The sequence below is a fragment of the Rubripirellula lacrimiformis genome (genome assembly GCF_007741535.1).
GTDB lineage: Bacteria > Planctomycetota > Planctomycetia > Pirellulales > Pirellulaceae > Rubripirellula > Rubripirellula lacrimiformis.
Genome location: NZ_CP036525.1, coordinates 4863809 through 4881798 on the forward strand (window position 1 = coordinate 4863809; position 17990 = coordinate 4881798).

The window sequence follows — 17990 nt, forward strand, 5'->3', positions numbered from 1 at the left end:
CATCTGGTAACTTCAGCATTGGGGCTACAATGGATCGATCATGGGCGGCACATGCGTTGGTTCCGCTTCCGACCTCGTCCGCCTTTTGGGCAAGTGATTCGCTTGACGCCGGCCTCTGATCCACCTGACCCGACTTTGCCCGAAAAAGCCGCAGCAGCGGTTCGGCCGCAATCGCCCAAGGTCCGCTTCCCCCGCAACCAACCTCTGGTCAGCCGCTTGGTGGGGCTAGAGACCGAATATGCGACGTTGGTCGCCGACCGACAGGACTTGGACCAAGAAGACCTGCCGCCATCCCAATTGGTTTACTCGCAGATCTGCGAAGCGATTCGACGTGACCAGCCGACGGTGTCGGGCCTATTCGATAGCGCGCAAATGTTTTTGGCCAGCGGCGGGGCGGTCACGTTCGAATCGCACCCGTCGATGCACGCCCTGCCTGGCGGGCTGGTCGAAATCGCCACGCCCGAGGTTCAAAGCCCCGACGACCTGTTGGCGTGCCAACGTTCGATCGACGCGCTGGCCAGTGACGCGACCGCTGATTCCGAAACCAGCTTTGACCTGCGTATCCTGAAAAACAGCAGCGACGCGTTGGGACATATCTACGGATGCCACGAAAACTACGAAGCCGAGGTCGCCCGCGGCATCGGACTGTTCATCTACCGCTGCTTCGTGATGATTTTGTGGGCCATGCAAGTGGTCAGCCTGGTGATTTCGCTGCCCCTGATGGCGATGACGTTTGCTGCCATCGGCGTTGGCCGGATGCTCGGCAAACGCGACGACACAGAATCGGATCAGGATCCCCAGGACGCCTTCGATTCGGTCCCCACCTGGATCGCCGCTGGTTTGATCGGATCGCTGCGAATCGTGCACTTCCCGACCGTGTTGATGCTGCGATTCGTCGCCCGGCACGTCGCATTCCGAGTCCAGCGCCGATACCTGACGTCGATGTTGATCTCGCGAGTCGCGCTCTGTGGTACAGGGAATCTGGATCCCGACGGCTTGTATCAGTTGAGTGCCAAAGCGATGGCGATCGACACCGTTGCCGACATGGGTGGGTTCCGTGGCGAACGCCCGATCTTTGTCTATGGCCACTGGCTTGGACAATACTGTGCCAAGTCGTTTCTATCGCTCGCGTCCACGCGGCAGATGTTACGGCGCCGCCAACGATTGCAAATCGGTCTATCGGATTCGAACATGTCGGACTTGGCCGAGTACGTCAAAGTCGGATCGGTTTCGCTGGTGCTGGACATGCTAGAAGCCGGCGCGACCACTGGATTGCCCGAGGTGAAACGCCCGCTGGATTCACTGAAGCGAATCGCCAGCGACTGGAACTTGGTTTCGCGAGTCCCGACCAGCCGGGGCGACATGTCGGCGCTGGAAATTCAAAAGAGCTTCCTGTTGGCTGCGGAATCATTCGTCGAATCGACGCCTGCCAATATGCGAGGTGAATCGAAGATGGTGATCTACCGGTGGCGCGAACTCCTGGAATCGGTGACCGCATTTCGCAAAGAATTTTCCGACGTGGACATGGCGCTCGGCCGAGTCGATTGGTTGACCAAACGGTGGCTGATCGACCAGTTGGGTGACGACGCCGAATGGATCGCGCGGAAAAAGGTCGACTTGCGGTACCACGAACTATCCGAAGACGGTTACCACGCCCAGTTCATGAAGACACGCCCCGAACTTCGCTTGGCCGACGAAGAAAATATCGCTCGCCGACGTCGGTCGCCACCGCCCAGTTCGCCCGCCGCCCGCCGCGGCTGGTTGATCCGCGAATTCGCCAACAGTGACGAATTGATGCAAAGCGAATGGGCCTATGCGGTGATCGGCCGCGGACGCCGAAAGCGACGCGTGGAGTTTGCCGAAACCGGCAAAGGCCCCTGATGGGTCAGCCGGGACACGCTGCATTGACTCTGTTGGCAGTACCGCCTTCACAGAGCGTCCAGCCTAGCCGCAGGGGACGTTTGGCCGTAGCGGAAGTCGCCAAGACTTTCGGCCAATCACGGTGCAGGCCGAAACTCTTGGCGATTTGCGCTACCTCAGCAATCCAATCGACGTTCCGTGCGAATGCAATCTGGCACTGCAAACGCTGCTGACACGGAGCGGGTCACGGTTTGCGGCGAATCCACTGGTGACTGGTCGCCCGATAGACCGCTTGGTCGCCGATCTGATTGCGCAGCTGGTCCACGACCTTGTCGACTTCTTTCTGGTTCGATTCCCCTTCGCGTAAATCGAACAACGACATCTGTTGCGGGGCATCCCGGTTGGAAAGTCCGCCCACCGACACACCGATCAACCGAACGGCCCTCGGTTCGCGCAATCGCATCTCGGTCAGCATCCCTTCGGCTGCGCGAAAGATTTCGTCCGTCGAATCCGTGGATCGATCCAGCGTCAACGATCGTGCAAAGGTGCGAAAGTCGTCGCGTCGGTATTTGATCGAAACGCTGCGTGCATGACGCTCGTGTCGCCGCAAACGCTGGGCGACCTGTTCGGCCAAATAACTAACGACCGCACGCAGCATCGTTTCGTCGGTTAGATCTTCGGCAAACGTACGCTCGTGGCTGATCTGTTTCGCGGTGCGGTCCGGCACCACACCGCGCGGGTCGATACCGTTGGCCAACTTCCAAAGATGTTCGCCCCAACTGCCGAAACTGCGAGTCAACCTTTCTAATTCGACGACACGCAGCTGGCCGATCCTGGTGATCCCCATCTGATGCAATTTGTTTTGCCCGACACGACCAACGCCCCACAACCGGGATACCGGCAGCGGGTCCAAAAATGGGATCACATCCGCCTTGGACACCTCGACAAATCCGTCGGGCTTATTCAAATCGCTGGCGATCTTGGCAACGAACTTTAGCGGTGCCACACCGACGCTTGCGGTCAGATCCAATTCACTGCGAATTTCGTCTTTGATACGTCGTCCGATCTTTGCTGCAGAACCGAACAGGCGGCGACTGCCGCTGACGTCCAAAAACGCTTCGTCCAACGATAGCGGTTGGACCAGCGGTGTGTAGCGATGAAAGATTTCGCGAACGTGTCGGCCAACGTCCGAGTAGTGATCGATCCGCGGCTTGACAAACACCGCATCCGGGCACAACTCCGCCGCTCGTCGTCCGGGCATCGCGCTATGGATTCCAAAACGCCGCGCTTCATAGCTGGCGGCGGCCACAACGCCGCGACCCGCGGATCCACCGACAACCACGGGCCGGCCACGCAGTTCCGGCCGATCCCGTTGTTCGATGGACGCATAAAACGCGTCCATGTCGATGTGCAGCAACATGGTGGGACCGGTGGTGACGTCGACAGAGGGCTAGCTGGTCAAGAGTTTCAGGATCGCGGGCAAGTCGGTCAAGTCGTCGGCCACCGCCAGCGGACTCTCCTGTTCCAACAACGACCGGTCTTGGCCGCCGGTGCAAACCGCTACCACCTTGGCGCCGATGCAGTGGCCGCACCGAATGTCAGCCACGGTATCACCAACCACGATCACGTCGGCTGTTGCGTCCGGACCATAGCGTTGCACCAACGCATCCGCCGTCCGCCGCGCCAATTCGTCACGGTCGCTGTCTTGGTCGCCGCCGAAAATCCCTCGAAAGAACCCGCCTAACCGAAAATGATCGAGCTTGTGCTGGCCGGTGACCTGAAAATTTCCGGTCATCACATAGGAACGAACCTCTGCGTGGCCTTTCAATTCCTCTAACAGCGGCATGACGCCCGGCATCATCTGACCACCGACCTGGTTCAGAACCTCGGGAAACCGCTGGATATAGCGATCCCGAAGTCGATCACGGTTGGCCTGGGTGTCCGGAAGCCCATTGGACGTCAACAGTTCGGTCAAAATCGACCGATCGGTCCGCCCGCCAAACTGAATATCGATATGAGGGTCCGACAGACCAAATTCGTCCGTCATCGCGTGACGCAGCGCCGTCGCCCCCCCACTGCGTGTGACCAGCAACGTCCCATCGATATCGAAAAGTAGCGTTCTCATGCCCAGATCCTAGACGGAGATGCCCGAACTTGGCGATGGCGGTGTTCGGTCACCCTTGCAGCTAGCCAGCAATTCAGCCGAAAAGTTTGCCCGCAGCCCGGCCTACGGAGACGTTGTCCGCGTCGCTATGATGCGGTTAAGACCGAGCAGAAAATAAGTGCCCCCCCCCTTTTGTGAAGATCACCCGAAGGGCCGGTTCCCGGCAAAAGGCGACGGACGCTTTTTTTTCTCGCGCGATCTTTCAGCCACCGGGCTCCCGATGCCCTTCGTTTTGATGCGAAAGTAAAAGTAGCTTTTCATGACCGGACCTGTCACCGAAGAACCCGTCTCCCGAACCGACGCAGATTCATCTGCCGTGACCGGCGGCGTCGATAAAAGCAATCCGCGGGTCCGCGAGATGTTTCGCCAGATCGCGCCGCACTACGATCGAATGAACCACTTGCTGTCGTTGAACATCGACAAGCATTGGCGTGTCCAAGCGGTCAAACGATTGAACCTGAAACCGGGACATCCCGTTTTGGATACATGTACCGGCACCGGTGATTTGGCGATCGCGATCGCGGCCAAAGCCGATCCATCGGTCAACGTCGTGGGCAGCGATTTTTGTCATGCGATGCTGGAAATTGCACGCGACAAACGACAACCCAATCACCCCTCGGCGGATATCGATTTCCTGGAAGCCGATTCGCAGGCACTGCCCTTCCCCGACGATACGTTCCAGTGCGTGACCGTCGCCTTTGGGCTGCGGAACGTTGCCGATACCGACCTCGGTTTGCGAGAAATGACTCGCGTCTGTCTGCCCGGCGGCCAAGTGATGGTGTTGGAGTTTTCTCAGCCACGGTTGATCGGTTTGCGTCAGGCCTACGGGTTCTATTTCCGCAACGTCCTGCCGCGGATCGGACAATGGTTCGCTCGCAATGACAAATCGGCCTACGAGTACCTTCCCGAATCGGTGGGCCAGTTCCCGGACGGACAAGCACTGGCCGATCGGATGACAGCCGCGGGCCTGTTGAACGTTCGCTTCACGCCGCTGACATGCGGTGTTGCGACGATCTACGAAGGAACCAAGCCGGGCACCATGCCTGCGCCCGCGTCTTCCCAAAGGGATGCCAGATGAACGACACCAAGCTGCCGATCGTGGTCGCGATCACTGGCGCTAGCGGTGCGATCTATGCAGTGCGTCTGATCCAGATGCTGTGCCTGAATGACCAGACGATTCATCTGGCGATCAGCCCCAGCGGAGCAACCGTGATCCAGCAAGAACTGGGTTTGACCTTGGACCTACGGAATTTGGATCTGGAAAGCCTAGTCGGTTACGTCGCCCCTTGGACGACTTCGGACGACATCCGCGAAAATGCGGCATCCGCCGCCGCCAAAGCCGCCGAATTGGTTCACTTTCATCGCCACGATGACTACATGACGCCGATCGCCAGCGGATCGTTTCGCACGTCGGCCATGGTGATCTGCCCCTGCAGCGGCACGACGTTGTCAGGCATCGCCCATGCGTCCGCAGCGAACCTGATCCAGCGAGCGGCAGAGGTGCATTTGAAAGAGCATCGAAAGTTGGTGCTGGTGCCTCGCGAAACGCCCATCAGTGTGTTGCAGATCGAAAACATGCACCGCATCGCCAAGGCCGGCGCGGTGGTGCTGCCCGCCATGCCGGGGTGGTACCAAGGAGTCGAAACGATCGACGATCTGGTTGACTTCGTCGTGGCCAGGATCTTGGATCAACTGGACGTCGAAAATGGTCTGATGCGACGCTGGGGCGAATAGCCCGGCAGTGATCATTTGCGATGGTACGAGATTCGGTATTCGGTTTTATCCGTTGTCGTTGCCGTCGACCGAAGATGCACTTTGTGGTGAACACCGTCGTTGGCATCCGATTTCGCATGCTCGTGACGATGGGTCACCAATCCGACCACTGCTTCTTCTTCGCGGTTGATTTCGTAGCCATCCGGAAAATGCTGCTGCATCAACTCGATCGCCTTTTCCCGATGCCGCGGTTGATTCGATGGGATCGCCACCACGCCACCTTCGGGTTCTTTCAACAGATATCGCGCGTGACCACAGCCGGCGGCTAGCAACAGCCCCGTGCAGATGATCGCAATGTGACATCGGTTCATGACGTGTCCTGTGGTTTCAATCCCTGGTTGACTGTCACCGATTTGGATTCGGCCGTTTCCGTGCGAACGGGTTCCTAGCTGTAGTTCGGTGTGGGCGGACGATAGTCGCCCAGATCAATGGATTTGAACCAATCGATCGTCTTCTGAAGTCCTTCGGCCAAGGGAACCTTCGGCTGCCAACCTAGTTTTTCTTTGGCCAGCGAGATGTCGGGACGACGGCGAGTCGGATCGTCGGCGGGCAGCGGACGTTGCACCAGTTTGCTCTTCGATCCCGATAGCTCGATCACCTTTTCAGCCAACTCGCGAATCGTAAATTCGACCGGGTTGCCGATGTTGACCGGACCCACGAAGTCGTCGGTGCCCATCATGCCAATGATCGCGTCACACAGGTCATCCCGATAACAAAACGATCGTGTCTGTTCCCCGTCGCCAAAGATCGTGATGTCGTGACCGGCCAAAGCTTGCCGAATGAAGTTGGACACCACGCGGCCATCGTAGGGATGCATCCGGGGGCCATAGGTATTGAAGATCCGCACGATGCGCACGTCAACGTTGTTGCTGCGGTGATAATCCATGAACAACGTTTCAGCGACCCGTTTGCCTTCGTCGTAACAGGCTCGCGGGCCGATCGGATTGACACTGCCGCGATAGCTTTCGACCTGCGGGTGCACTTCCGGGTCTCCGTAGACCTCGCTGGTACTAGCCTGCAGAATCCGGGCTCCGCAACGCTTGGCCGCGCCCAACATGTTGATCGATCCCAACACGCTGGTCTTGATCGTTTTGATCGGGTTGTACTGATAGTGTCCGGGTGCCGCCGGACAGGCCATGTTGTAGATCTGGTCGACTTCTAGAAAGATCGGCAGCGTCACGTCGTGGCGGATCAATTCAAAGTTGGGTCGATCCAACAGATGAACGACATTCGACTTCTGGCTAGTGAAAAAGTTATCCAGACAGATCACGTCGTGACCGTCGTCGACCAAACGTTCACAGAGGTGCGAACCAAGAAATCCGGCACCGCCGGTGACAAGGATGCGTTGAATCATGGGTGCGTGGGACCAAGATGCGAAGGACCAATCAAGACATTGTCCGACAAGCCTAAAGGATCCACCGCAATTCTGAAACGGCGATCAATACATTCCGCCCACCGGACGTGCCCACCACAGAAAAGTAGGCCGGATCAAGGAGCGAAGCGACGCTGATCCGGCAATCCCCCAACCCCAGCACACGAAAGCAAACCACCACAGAACTCCCCAATACCCGCCCGCCAACGATTTCGCTTCACTCCGCCGACACGCCCCAAACACAAAATGCCCAACCCAAGCAGACAGAAAAGTAGGCCGGATCAAGGAGCGAAGCGACGCAGATCCGGCAATCCCCCAACCCCAGCACACGAAAGCAAACCACCGCAGATCTCACCAATACCCGCCCGCCAACGATTTCGCTTCACTCCGCCAACATCCCCCAAGCACGAACACGCCCCGAAGACAAAACGCCCAACCCAATCAGACAGCCAGCAATGACACCCCATCCCCCCAAACGCCACGATGACGCCATCCGAAAGTGCCTGCGCAGCCAGGTTGCTGCATTGATCGGTCAAGTCCAACCGGTGCGTTACGGCAGCCTCTTTCTGACGCGACACTTTTCGTGAACGCGGATCAGCAAGGCAGCCCAGGCATCGGCAACGTCGTCTGGCAACGTTGGTCGGTCGTCGTCAGCAGCAGTTGTTTCAGTGGGATCCAAGGCGAGCCTCCTTGCTCAACAGAACGGTTCGCTAAAACGCGGGACAAACGACGGTAATCGCCGAGTGGAAAACTGCGTAGGCGCGTGCGGGCTGCTCTATCCGCACCGACTGGCGACGCTTTCCAATTCCGGAGTGCGCGAACCGTTGATCACGTCTTTCGCTCCTAGTAAATGTCGGAGAAAATTCATCTGTCCGGATGTGACCGGTAAACTTTAGTGACTTGAACGGGGGGCCGCATGGCAAAGCAGAAACGAAGTCGTCGTGGCACCTGCGCCATTTGCGGGAAGTTTGGTCCCACGACCCGAGATCACATTCCTCCACAGGGGTTGTTTGGAAAACCACTGCCAAGCGATCTACTTACGGTTCCAGCGTGCCGAGACTGCAACGGTGGTGCGTCTGGCGACGACGAGTATTTCCGAAATGCAATTTGCATGAGCACATACCGGGGCGAAAGTCGCCACGGAAAAGTCGGAAGCGAAAAGGCGATTCGGTCTCTTCAACGGTCCAGACGACACCGTGAAGAATTTGCGAAGAACGCAATGCAAGTCCCGATTCGCACTGCAGACGGGCAAATTGAGCGACTGGGCTTAGCGTTCACCGTTGATGCTGACCGCGTCAACGCGGTCATACGACGAGTGTTTCGAGGCATTTTTTACGTTGAGACAAATCAAGTCTTGCCGGCCGAATATGACATTTCCGTAGATACGCCAGAGTCGTATGAGCAATGCGCCCCCGAAACGCATACCTTGATGGAACGCAACGTTCTGTACCCGCTGAAGTCAGTTGAAGCGAGAGTATTTGCAGAGGACATGTTTCGCTACAAATTTGCACGACCGGACTCTAGTTCCTCGGTTTCCGTCTGTTGGATGGTTTTCTACGGAGCCTTGCCGGTCCTGTGCCTTTCGGGAAGAGACTGAACGACTTGATTACGAGACGACCCATCCGCCCCGGTGCCCGACCTTCATGATCAACCCAGCCAGCTCTGCTCGGCGGACATGGTAGGCCGCATGACTGGCGTCTTCGGTGCCGATGTGTCTGCAGAAGTCCTTGAGGTGCAGCGGCGTTTTGGATTGGCGGACTAGGTCGGCAATCTCTCGCCAGATCTTTCGTCGGCCGATAGCTTCATCGGGAATGGGCATCGGCCTCTTGGCTAGCGTTGGAATCACAGTGAGCTCGCCGAAAATTTCGGGATACTTGATGCCGCCCGTCTTTGCGTTTCGTGTCCCGATCGTTATCGACTCGACCGTTAGCCGGATGGCATGGGCCAATTTGACTCGGTCGGCAGATTTGATTTTGGTGAATGCTTCGCCGAGCCTCTCGATGACGTCAATCGCTTCGGGTAGCGGGGCTAGTTCGACGGCTCGGTTCTCGATTCGTGCCAGAAGGGCTGATTCTTCGTCGCGCCATGTGGAAAGCAGTTTCGAGATCGCCGCGAAATTTTCTCGGTCGGCCAGGGCTAGGTTCTCAGTTCCGCGTTCAATCTTCTGCCGTACCGACGCAAGTTTCCGTTCATCGCCCGTCACCTGCTTTGAGCGTTTGGTCTTGGCTCGCCGGATCGCGTCTTTGATATGCTCTGCCGCCTTCGTCTTCATCAGGTGCGTGCGGAGCGTGTCAATGATGAAGGCTTCCAAACGATCCTGGCGAACGACTGGGTGTGGGCACTTGGGATCGAAGCCCGGTGTTAACGGAGCGTTGCCGCATTGGTAAAAAATTTGAGGCGTCTCTCGACCGCGATCTTGTCTGTGGACGCCATGCATTCGATTCCCGCAGTGAATGCAGCGAACTAGACCGCTGAGCATGTACTTGCCCGCATCACCGCGTTGGTGGCTTCGCTTTCGGTTTGCCAACGTGGCTTGAACAGCGTCGAAAACGTCCGGGGAGACGATGGCCTCGTGGGCGTCTTCGACGATGATCAAACCCTCTTGGTCAAAGCGGCAGAATTTCGCTTTCGATGATCTGCCAGCGACAAGCTTTCCGGCGTAGGTAGGGTTCTGAATCATGCCGAGCACCGTGTTGTAGGTAAACGGCTTCTCGGCAATCGTCGTCAGTCCGCGTTCGTTCAAACCGCGACAGACATGGCCGACGGAATGCCCTTGGCGAACCGCATCGAACATCCAACGGATACTATCGACAACAGTTGCGTCTTCGGACGGGACCAGCTGAGAGGACCACGTTGGTGGCTTCCGAAACCGTTCTTTGAATCCGATGCGTTTGACGAGCTTGCCCTGGTCGTCGTACATCTCGCGATCGTAGCCCCAGAGCGTTCCGCCGATACGCTTGCCTTGGCTCGCCCGCAATCGCTGCCCGCTAACGACGCGGGTCGCGAGCTTGATCGATTCCTCGCGGGCTCCGTGCTGGTCAATGATGGCCGTGATGATTCCGCCGAGGTCATCGAAACGAAGACGCCCGCGTTGGCACGTGACAATATCGACGCCCGCTTCGCGAAGCAGTCGCCAATGAAACATGACGTCGAAAATGTCTTCGCGCGAGAACCGGCTTTGTTTATGCAATAGGATCGCCTCGAACCGGCCGCGCTGGGCATCGCGAAGGAGGGCTTGAAACTCCGGCCGGTTGGCGAACTCCGTTCCCGTTAGCCCGTGGTCCTCGTACCACTTCGTAACGCGATAGCCTTAGCGAATCGCTAGCTGCTCAATCTCCCGTCGCTGGCGTTCGGGACTGTTTTCTTGGCGATCCGTACTCATCCGGATGTAGCCAACGGCAGGCGTTAGTTTTCTCTTGGTCATTGGTCGCTTCCGTTTTCGCGAAGCATGCGTTGGTGGAATTGCCAAAGGTCAATCTCCGCATCCGTCGCCAGACGAACGGTTCGGATTTCGACAGAAATGTCTCGTGTCACGGGGCGCCTCGATGGGACCAGCAATGGGCGCTTTTCGTGCCCCCACCAATCTGAGGTGTGTCCGCAAATTCGTTCTTCGGATTTAAAGCCCCGAGGACGGGGCAACGGGCTGTAAATCCAAAAAACGAATTGGCTTGCGTTATCCATTTGGGTGGGGGCGTTTTAGTTGCCCACAGGTGGTCCCTTTTCGAGCGCCCCGTGACAGTCTCGGCCGTGCTTGGCCCGCAGGTCGGCGTACAACGCGTGCAGGGAATCTTGGCCTAACGATGCGGCTTCGGCTTCGTCGGCCGCGTCGACTAGGACGTAGCGGGCGAGCGTGGCAACGTAAAACGTCTTCATGGTTTAGTCCTCTTTGAATGTGCGAAATCGAGAAACCGCAAAGGGCGAGACCTTCGCGGTGGGAGTCAGCGCCAGCGGGCGGTTCGCTTTACGCGTTGGTGAACCGTCCGGGCGCTGGCTTCTTGAAGCGGGCGTCTTTGCCCTTTCGCATGTCGCGGAGGATCGCGGCGTACAAGGTCGCGTCAGGCGTCTTGCCGCCTGGGGAAGTCCAAAGCTTTGCCTTGGCCATCGCTTCGACCATTTCTTTGCATGAAAGCGGTTTGCGGCTTTTCTTCAAAACCGCCAAGGCCGCGTCGATCTGGCTGAGCTTTTTCTTAGCGTTCGTTTTCGTAGCGGCAGGCTTCTTTGCCGTGGTCGCCTTCGTCGTTTTGGCGGGCTGTTTTTTGGCGACCGGTTTCTTTGCCGAAGTCTTCTTGGCGGCAGCGGTCTTGGTAGCGGTGGTGGTTTTCTTCGTAGCCATGTTTGTGTTCCCGTAGTTGGGGTTTCGAGGTTCCGCGTTGGCCACCGTGGCCAACGGGACCACACAGTTACCTCTGTCTCGAAAACACATCCAGCGCTGTTCCGGAGTTATTCCAAGAACTTTTTCGCATGCCGAAAAACGCGGGGAAACGTTGGCCAACGGTTAAAAGAAATGCCCGCGACAAGGCCGCACAAAGGCGACGTCGCGGACGGGTTGGCTGGTTGGGTAGATAGATGCGTTGGCTTGCCGGCGCGGCCGACAGCGGGCGTTCGCTTACGAAACGTCTTCGCTTGAATCGTCACCGTCCTGGGTATCTCGATGGATTTCGCTTAGCGTTTTCCCGCTAGCGTCCTTCCACTCGTTCCATCCGTTTGCGGATGCACCGAGTACGCATGCTGCAGCGTTACTCGGCGAAGGAAAGAGATAGTCTTGTTGGAAAATGTAGATGCCGTTTATCTCCTCGATGATGCCGGCTTCGAGCATGCTTTTGCGTCGGTTGCCAATCGACTCCGGCATCGAAGCAGTGGGATCGATACGCGACTTGCTACCTTGAAAAACAACGAAGCCGTCCTCGACGAGTTCACCACTCGCATCACATCCGCGTGAACGGCAATAAAAACGCGGTCCCGCACTCACGGTTCGCGCCAGCGGTTCAAAGACCGGATAGCCAAGCGTTGAAACCAACGTGCTGATCGTTTCAAAAACGTCCAGCAGTTCGGCTTCCATTGGTTCGGGAACGTAAGTTGAGTTGTCAGGCACCTGACCGTTGTCGAGCGTGTAGCGGGCGACCTCTTTCGCTCGCTGCATGCAGTACCATTCCAGGTATCGAATGTGGGCTTGCGTGAAGTTTTGCGTTTTGGAGACGCAGAAGATCGCCGTCTTCCAAAACGTCTTCGTCTTGTTGTGGCTATCAAAACGCTTCCGCGCGTCTTCCGTCTGGCCGATGTAAACGATCGGCTTCGCTTCGTCTTCGCCCTCGCCGAACAGAAAGTAGACGCCAGGCAGATTGAGTTCCTTGCGAAGCTTTCCCTGGGCAAGATCGCTACGCGGGATCAAAACCGCTTGCACGATCCGTGTCGTGATTTCTGCAATACGAATCCCACGTGGTTCACCGGTCGGCAGATAGATTTGAATCGTTTTTGCGGTAGCGGTCGTCACACATTGCTCCTGGCTATTTCGGGTTGCCCCCACAGTGTATCGCTGGACTGCAGACTTTGATAGACTTGCGCGTATGCGATTAGGTAGCACGCATAAATTGGAGGGTTCCGATGCCAAAATTGACTGAATACGTGAAGACTGCCGAAGCGGCTGAGATACTTGGTGTTGCACAAAACACGATCCGTAAGTGGGCTGAGGACGGAAAGATTCCAATGCGACGAAACCCAGCGAATGGATACCGACTCTTCAAACGTGCTGATCTAGACAGCTTTCTCAGTCAGCTCGACAAGGCTGAAGGTGAACCAGGCCGAGGCACCAATTGAACGACCCGCAAGATCAAATGACAAACAAAGTGAAAATGCCAGCATCCCTCTGTCAGAGCGTGGCCGCAGGAGAAATCGTTCCCTTTGTCGGGGCAGGTGCTAGCCTCTCCGTGAAACGAGATCTATTCCCGAGTTGGACTGGTGTTCTTGAACGACTCGAACAGGAACTCGAAAGCGAAGGTCGTGAACCCGAAAAAACGTTGGTTAGAACCTATACCAACCTTGGCAGACTCTTTGATGCTGCGGGCGAAGCGTACAAGTCGCTTGGTCATGCCAGATTCGCGAAAGTTATGGTTGAGTTATTTCATAAGGCCAAGCCAGCAGATGCCGATCTCTCCCTCCACAAGCTCATCTGGGAAGTTAATCCCGATTTAGTTCTTACTACAAACTATGACTCCGCCTTGGAATGGGCCAATGAAAAAGCGACTCCAATTCTAAATGCAAACCGATCTGATCTCGCTGGCATTGCGAGCCAAAGCCGTCGCCAGATGTCTCGAGTATGGCACCTGCACGGCTATATTGCCGATTCTGAAAGCCTAATTCTTGCGCCTTCCCAATACGACAGGCTATACGTCGAGAGCACGAAAGATACTTACGAGGCTGCCCGTAAACAGTTGCACGCTATCGTCGCGAATAGGCCACTGCTGTTTGTCGGATTCAGCTTAGAAGATCGATACGTTATGGAAATGCTCGAGAAGGTACTAAATTGCTTTGCTGGATCTCTCGCGAGTAGCTACGCATTGTTCCGGAGCGGGGATGGTGACAGTGAATCGCTTTGGGAAAAACACAATATTCAAGTGCTTGAATATGAAAACCACGGAGCAGATCTCACACACCTAATCGAAGGTGTATTAAAAGACAAAAGAGACAGGACTTCAAAAACCTCTGTTGCAATGCCAACGCAACAGGAATCTGGTTCGACGATAGAATCAGATTGGCCAGGATGCCGGATTCAGCGAGCACCTGCCAACTCCGAATCTTTCTTGGATCTGTTCCGAGTTCTTGAGGACAACTTTGCATTTCGTTGGGAAAGAGAATCGTTCGAAGAGCAAACAAATCCCATTGTATACTGGCCGGTTCGACTGCGAGAACCGAGTGCAATTCACGCAGTCCAATCCTTCGCTGCTGCTGCGCTCCAACGACAGGGCGCACGTGTCATTTTGTGTCTGGATGATTTTGGCGATAAGAAATACGAGGCGTCGCGTTTCATCAAGCGTGTTCATCGCTGGATTAGCAAAGTTGGCGGGAAATCAGATCAACTAGAGTCCCGAACGTTTAAAAATATTCTCAATACGCGAGATCCGCAGATTGCTTGGAATCATGTCCAGAAATGGCTCGGCGGCGAAAGCTATAAGCTCGAAAAAGTTCTTCTGATCTGCAAACTCTACAAGGTCGGCATGGGACTTGAAGAGTACATGTCAAAAGGAACGGGACGACTACTAACTCCGGGCGTGGTTTGGGCGTGCTTGAAGCACCTTATCGATGAGTTTCCAGGTTCTTCATTACTCACACTTGGTGGACACGACGAGTGTAATCTTTGGCAGGCATGGAGGGAGCGGATTTCCGAGGGAGATCCGTTAGTCGGCCACCTCTATATTCCTGAGCTCTCCAATACCCACATGGAAACTACTAACCTCCGCTGGAAGGCGAAGAGTGATGTCCAAAGAACATTAGAGCTCAAACTTGGTGGCCAAGATGCAGAAACGGATTGGCGATCCGAGAATGCTATCGTTCCTTGGAGTTTGGCGGGTTGTGTGTTTTCACCCGAATACTTGACAGACCCGAAATGCGTTGCGTCAAAAATCATTGTCAGCGCGGAGGCGGAGTCGAGCACCCTGATGAGGCCCACGGTCGATGCCGTTGCGAATTGGGTTCTCGAATGATGACATCGAAAAAAAAGTCAGCCAAACTCACAAGACAACATCCATCACCTTTTTTCAGTCGTTCATATGGTGGCTACACATCGGACCAAATTGATTTTTTTGCAAGTGCGATTGGCGAATCAACTCGCAAACGAACGATCGTCGATCCGATGGGTGGACAAGGGGTTGCGTTATCTCGCAACGCGTGGAAGGGAGACAACGTTTGGCTAGGAGATATCAATCCAGCCCTGTCGTTCATGGCCTGCCTTCGATCTCCCAAACTAATATTGAATTACAAAACTCTGGCCGAGGGATTGAGAAAGAAAGTCCATCGCCTCAATCGGAAGCGGCGAAAAGGAGGCCAACCCGAGTACGTGGACGATTGGTTTGCGCCAACCATACGCGATGATCTTTACGATTTTGGGCAGCTTGCAAATCTCTCAATGTTTGACGACCCATTTGGCTGGGACAACGACTTTTGGAGAACATCCGAAGAATCACAGTTTGAGATAGGTATCGTACTGCTTGCAGCACGTGAGTTTGCTTGTTGTCGTTCAACCGACAACCCGACCTGGTCAAAGCCTGGTGGCATACCTAGAGAATTTCGCTTGGCTCCGACGGTTCTTCGAGCACTTTCATTGTGGGAGGCATTTGCAGAGGAGAACGTGAGCAACATTTCCAGCAAACGGATTGGGACGTTAACAGTCCAACGTACAAATGCGGCGAAATGCCGGCTTTACAAAGCTCCGAAGGCGCACGCAATAATCACTTCCCCGCCTTACGCTAACCGTCTGGACTACACGAAACTATGGGCGCCTGAAAGCGAAGCGTTGGCGTGCATATGCAATCGATCAATGACAGAAATTCGGCGAGAACAAATTGGGTCGACGGTAATGCGAGGAAAGTCTGCCTCGTTTGCAGAAAACCCGAAGGAACTGCCAAGAGTGGCAGAGCGAGTCCTTGACGAAATCAAGAAAGACAAGTCCGCTTCAAGCGCGAACTACTACTACCCATTTTTTAGGTCGTACGCGGAGGGCCTAACTTCGGCCATGGAATGTACGGCAGAGAGATTGAAAAAGGATGGCGTGATGGTCGTTTTTGTTCGCGACACTGTTCGCAAGGACATCCTTTTCCCGACTGGGCAAATCGTAATCGATGTTCTTGAGTCGACCTGTGGCCTTGAATTAGTCAGCGAGACAAAAAAGATCATCAAAGGCCACGTTGGGCAATTACGTCAAAAAGCTAAGAGCGGGCTCTACGGGCTAGCGCAGCAGGAGTGGTGGCTCGCATTTAGGAGGCCAGCATGATACGCGTGAAGAAGAGCCGGGGCGTTCGGTATAGAAGCGATGTGTTTGGCGGTGTCGTGTATGTTCCTGAACGAGATGATTTTTTTGCAATTGATCGCGAGCTTGCACCATTCGCGGCTGCGCTGTCAGACAAGTGGGTCGAGGTTCATGCCCCGGAAGAAAAGCTCTACCGGGCTTTCGCATCACTTGGAATCTGCGAGACCGATCCGAAGACAAAGCAGATTGCATACTCTGGCCCATCGTTTCTTGGCAGATTTATTGAATTGCCGACAGTAACTGACCCATTGGTGCTTAACTGCTTCTGCACGTCGCACTGCCCGTTGATGTGTCGCTACTGTCATGCAGACGACTTGATGCAGTCGTACCGCGAGGGTGAAAGTGAGCAAGATCTTGATAACGTCATTGCAACGGCAAGCATGATTCCCGCGATGGTTGCGGTGATCACGGGAGGAGATCCGCTCTCAGCCCCAGAGCGTGCGAATTCGCTTATCAGACGCCTTTCTAAACAGAAGGCAATTGTCATTGACACATCCGGCGTCGGTGATATCGACAGATTGCTTCCGGCGATCGTTGAAACATTTGCTCATGTGCGAGTATCGCTTGACGCAGCTTCTGACGAGAATGCGAGGGTCAGGCCAGCCAATCCGAAGTATTCGAAGGACAAGGACGCCTCGCGAGTTGGTGCGGCCAAGACGATAAAAACTTGTTTGGAGAACGGTGTCCCAGTAACTGTGCAAACTGTCATAAGTAGCCACAACGAGAATCTCGATGAGCTTCGTAATCTTCGAGATTTGATTTCAACATGGGGCGTCAAAAATTGGGTCCTGCATGTCGCTATCCGAGGTGGCTTGGCCCGGCAAGTTGAAGATCAGGCTGATAAGCAAACCCGAAAACGTGGAATCCTTCCTTCAAGCGGCGTATACGGACTGGTAGAGAAGCTCATTGCGGACACCGAGCGTCAGAATATCCAGCTTGACATTCGTTGCACGGACACAAATCAAACCCCAAATTCTGTCTTGCTTGTTGGGAGCACTGGCGATCTTTTCACCGAGGGCTTGGCACACCATGGCAAGGTGCCTCTCTACAAGGCAGGGGAAGGTCGTCCTGACCTAGTTAGATCGTTATGGCATCACGTTGATAGATTCGGGCATGCGAAACGCTACTTCAACTGGAACCCTTGGATGGGTAACGGTAAGAATCTGGAGGGCTTATGTTTTCCAATTCCAAAGGCGACGCAAGTGCCGTCCGTCTCCGGAGCGACCGTAGAAACAGAAGCTAAATTTCCGGTTAAAGACGGGAAGGCGTTACGGGAACTCCTCGAGGTTGAAGGGTTTGCCGTCGCGTGCGAAGAGAAGCAGAGAGACGAGTATTATGACCGTGAAGACAAAGCTTTCAGCAGCCTCGATTTTGTCATCCGGCTTCGGGACACCGAAAATGATTCAGTAATCGGATTGAAGGGACCAAGGTTCTACACTGAGAGCGGAGAATACTCTCGTGTGGAGCTTGAATTCCAAACCAGGTCGCGAGAAGCATCAATTGAGTCGCTTTCTTCGAAGGAATTGTCACCGTATTGGTTCTTCGAGAAGCGGAGGACCACCTACCGCCGATCAAGAGATGAGGCCATCGTCTGCCTAGATGAAATTCCATTGCTCGGTGAATTTATTGAAGTTGAAGGGGAACTCAAACAGATCCGTGACATTCGAACGAAGTTCGGTGAATGTATCGGTGATCCCGAACGTCGAAATTACGGCGAGCTATTCAAAGATCACATGGTAAACATGGGAAGTGAACCATCCGAAATTAAAGGAGCGGAGTTCGGGCCAACCGAGTGATTCTTG

16 protein-coding genes and 1 pseudogene are annotated in these 17990 nt (G+C 55.3%); 8 read left to right on the plus strand and 9 right to left on the minus strand.

What is annotated here, in order from left to right:
* The first annotated feature begins 135 nt into the window (after positions 1 to 135).
* Positions 136 to 1881: a proteasome accessory factor PafA2 family protein gene (locus K227x_RS17165; RefSeq protein ID WP_218933321.1), complete on the plus strand. Its 1746-nt coding sequence runs from the start codon at positions 136 to 138 to the stop codon at positions 1879 to 1881.
* Positions 1882 to 2104: 223 nt separating this feature from the next.
* On the opposite strand, the gene K227x_RS17170 is transcribed toward K227x_RS17165, so the two are convergent.
* A complete protein-coding gene (locus K227x_RS17170; protein ID WP_145171370.1) occupies positions 2105 to 3280 on the minus strand; it encodes a DNA polymerase IV in 1176 nt (391 codons plus the stop codon).
* Positions 3281 to 3310: 30 nt separating this feature from the next.
* Positions 3311 to 3985 (minus strand): HAD family hydrolase, encoded by a 675-nt coding sequence (locus K227x_RS17175; protein ID WP_145171372.1) that lies wholly within the window; start codon positions 3983 to 3985, stop codon positions 3311 to 3313.
* A gap of 298 nt (positions 3986 to 4283) precedes the next feature.
* Here K227x_RS17175 and ubiE point away from each other — a divergent pair, with 298 nt between their 5' ends.
* Together ubiE and K227x_RS17185 are read left to right on the plus strand one after the other, a co-directional pair.
* On the plus strand, positions 4284 to 5102 hold the full coding sequence (gene ubiE, locus K227x_RS17180; RefSeq protein ID WP_145171374.1) for a bifunctional demethylmenaquinone methyltransferase/2-methoxy-6-polyprenyl-1,4-benzoquinol methylase UbiE: 819 nt from the start codon (positions 4284 to 4286) through the stop codon (positions 5100 to 5102).
* Complete coding sequence (locus K227x_RS17185) at positions 5099 to 5758, plus strand: UbiX family flavin prenyltransferase (protein WP_145171376.1); 660 nt, start codon at positions 5099 to 5101, stop codon at positions 5756 to 5758. Before ubiE ends, K227x_RS17185 begins: the two co-directional genes overlap by 4 nt.
* A gap of 11 nt (positions 5759 to 5769) precedes the next feature.
* On the opposite strand, the gene K227x_RS17190 is transcribed toward K227x_RS17185, so the two are convergent.
* Positions 5770 to 6108 (minus strand): hypothetical protein, encoded by a 339-nt coding sequence (locus tag K227x_RS17190; RefSeq protein WP_145171378.1) that lies wholly within the window; start codon positions 6106 to 6108, stop codon positions 5770 to 5772.
* A gap of 74 nt (positions 6109 to 6182) precedes the next feature.
* Positions 6183 to 7151 (minus strand): UDP-glucuronic acid decarboxylase family protein, encoded by a 969-nt coding sequence (locus tag K227x_RS17195; protein ID WP_145171380.1) that lies wholly within the window; start codon positions 7149 to 7151, stop codon positions 6183 to 6185.
* A 473-nt stretch (positions 7152 to 7624) separates the two neighbouring features.
* Between K227x_RS17195 and K227x_RS31445 the strand changes: the two genes are divergently transcribed.
* Positions 7625 to 7756 (plus strand): hypothetical protein, encoded by a 132-nt coding sequence (locus K227x_RS31445; protein WP_261343403.1) that lies wholly within the window; start codon positions 7625 to 7627, stop codon positions 7754 to 7756.
* 1019 nt (positions 7757 to 8775) lie between these two features.
* On the opposite strand, the gene K227x_RS17205 is transcribed toward K227x_RS31445, so the two are convergent.
* The 5 genes and pseudogenes from K227x_RS17205 to K227x_RS17220 all read right to left on the minus strand — a co-directional run bounded on the left by K227x_RS17205 (position 8776) and on the right by K227x_RS17220 (position 12660).
* The gene (locus K227x_RS17205) at positions 8776 to 10089 is read right to left on the minus strand and encodes a recombinase family protein (RefSeq protein ID WP_315854358.1); all 1314 of its coding nucleotides are present in this window, start codon (positions 10087 to 10089) and stop codon (positions 8776 to 8778) included.
* A 48-nt stretch (positions 10090 to 10137) separates the two neighbouring features.
* Positions 10138 to 10593 (minus strand): annotated as a pseudogene (locus K227x_RS31225) (recombinase family protein); the annotation flags it as partial.
* Positions 10594 to 10865: 272 nt separating this feature from the next.
* The gene (locus K227x_RS30665; protein ID WP_218933323.1) at positions 10866 to 11042 is read right to left on the minus strand and encodes a hypothetical protein; all 177 of its coding nucleotides are present in this window, start codon (positions 11040 to 11042) and stop codon (positions 10866 to 10868) included.
* A gap of 88 nt (positions 11043 to 11130) precedes the next feature.
* The gene (locus tag K227x_RS17215; RefSeq protein ID WP_145171388.1) at positions 11131 to 11502 is read right to left on the minus strand and encodes a winged helix-turn-helix domain-containing protein; all 372 of its coding nucleotides are present in this window, start codon (positions 11500 to 11502) and stop codon (positions 11131 to 11133) included.
* A gap of 273 nt (positions 11503 to 11775) precedes the next feature.
* Positions 11776 to 12660 carry a GIY-YIG nuclease family protein gene (locus K227x_RS17220; RefSeq protein ID WP_145171390.1) on the minus strand — a complete coding sequence of 295 codons (885 nt, stop codon included), beginning with the start codon at positions 12658 to 12660 and terminating at the stop codon, positions 11776 to 11778.
* A gap of 110 nt (positions 12661 to 12770) precedes the next feature.
* On the opposite strand from K227x_RS17220, the gene K227x_RS17225 reads away from it, so the two are divergent.
* Genes K227x_RS17225 through K227x_RS17240 form a run of 4 tightly spaced genes read left to right on the plus strand, consistent with a single transcriptional unit; the run spans position 12771 to position 17984 of the window.
* Positions 12771 to 12983, plus strand: coding sequence for a MerR family transcriptional regulator (locus tag K227x_RS17225; RefSeq protein ID WP_145171392.1), 213 nt, complete (start codon positions 12771 to 12773; stop codon positions 12981 to 12983).
* The gene (locus tag K227x_RS17230) at positions 12980 to 14866 is read left to right on the plus strand and encodes an SIR2 family NAD-dependent protein deacylase (RefSeq protein WP_145171394.1); all 1887 of its coding nucleotides are present in this window, start codon (positions 12980 to 12982) and stop codon (positions 14864 to 14866) included. The genes K227x_RS17225 and K227x_RS17230 overlap by 4 nt, the downstream gene beginning before the upstream one ends.
* Entirely contained in the window at positions 14863 to 16152 is a 1290-nt protein-coding gene (locus K227x_RS17235) for a hypothetical protein (protein ID WP_145171396.1), read from the plus strand. Before K227x_RS17230 ends, K227x_RS17235 begins: the two co-directional genes overlap by 4 nt.
* A complete protein-coding gene (locus K227x_RS17240) occupies positions 16149 to 17984 on the plus strand; it encodes a CYTH domain-containing protein (RefSeq protein ID WP_145171398.1) in 1836 nt (611 codons plus the stop codon). Before K227x_RS17235 ends, K227x_RS17240 begins: the two co-directional genes overlap by 4 nt.
* Positions 17985 to 17990 lie beyond the last annotated feature (6 nt).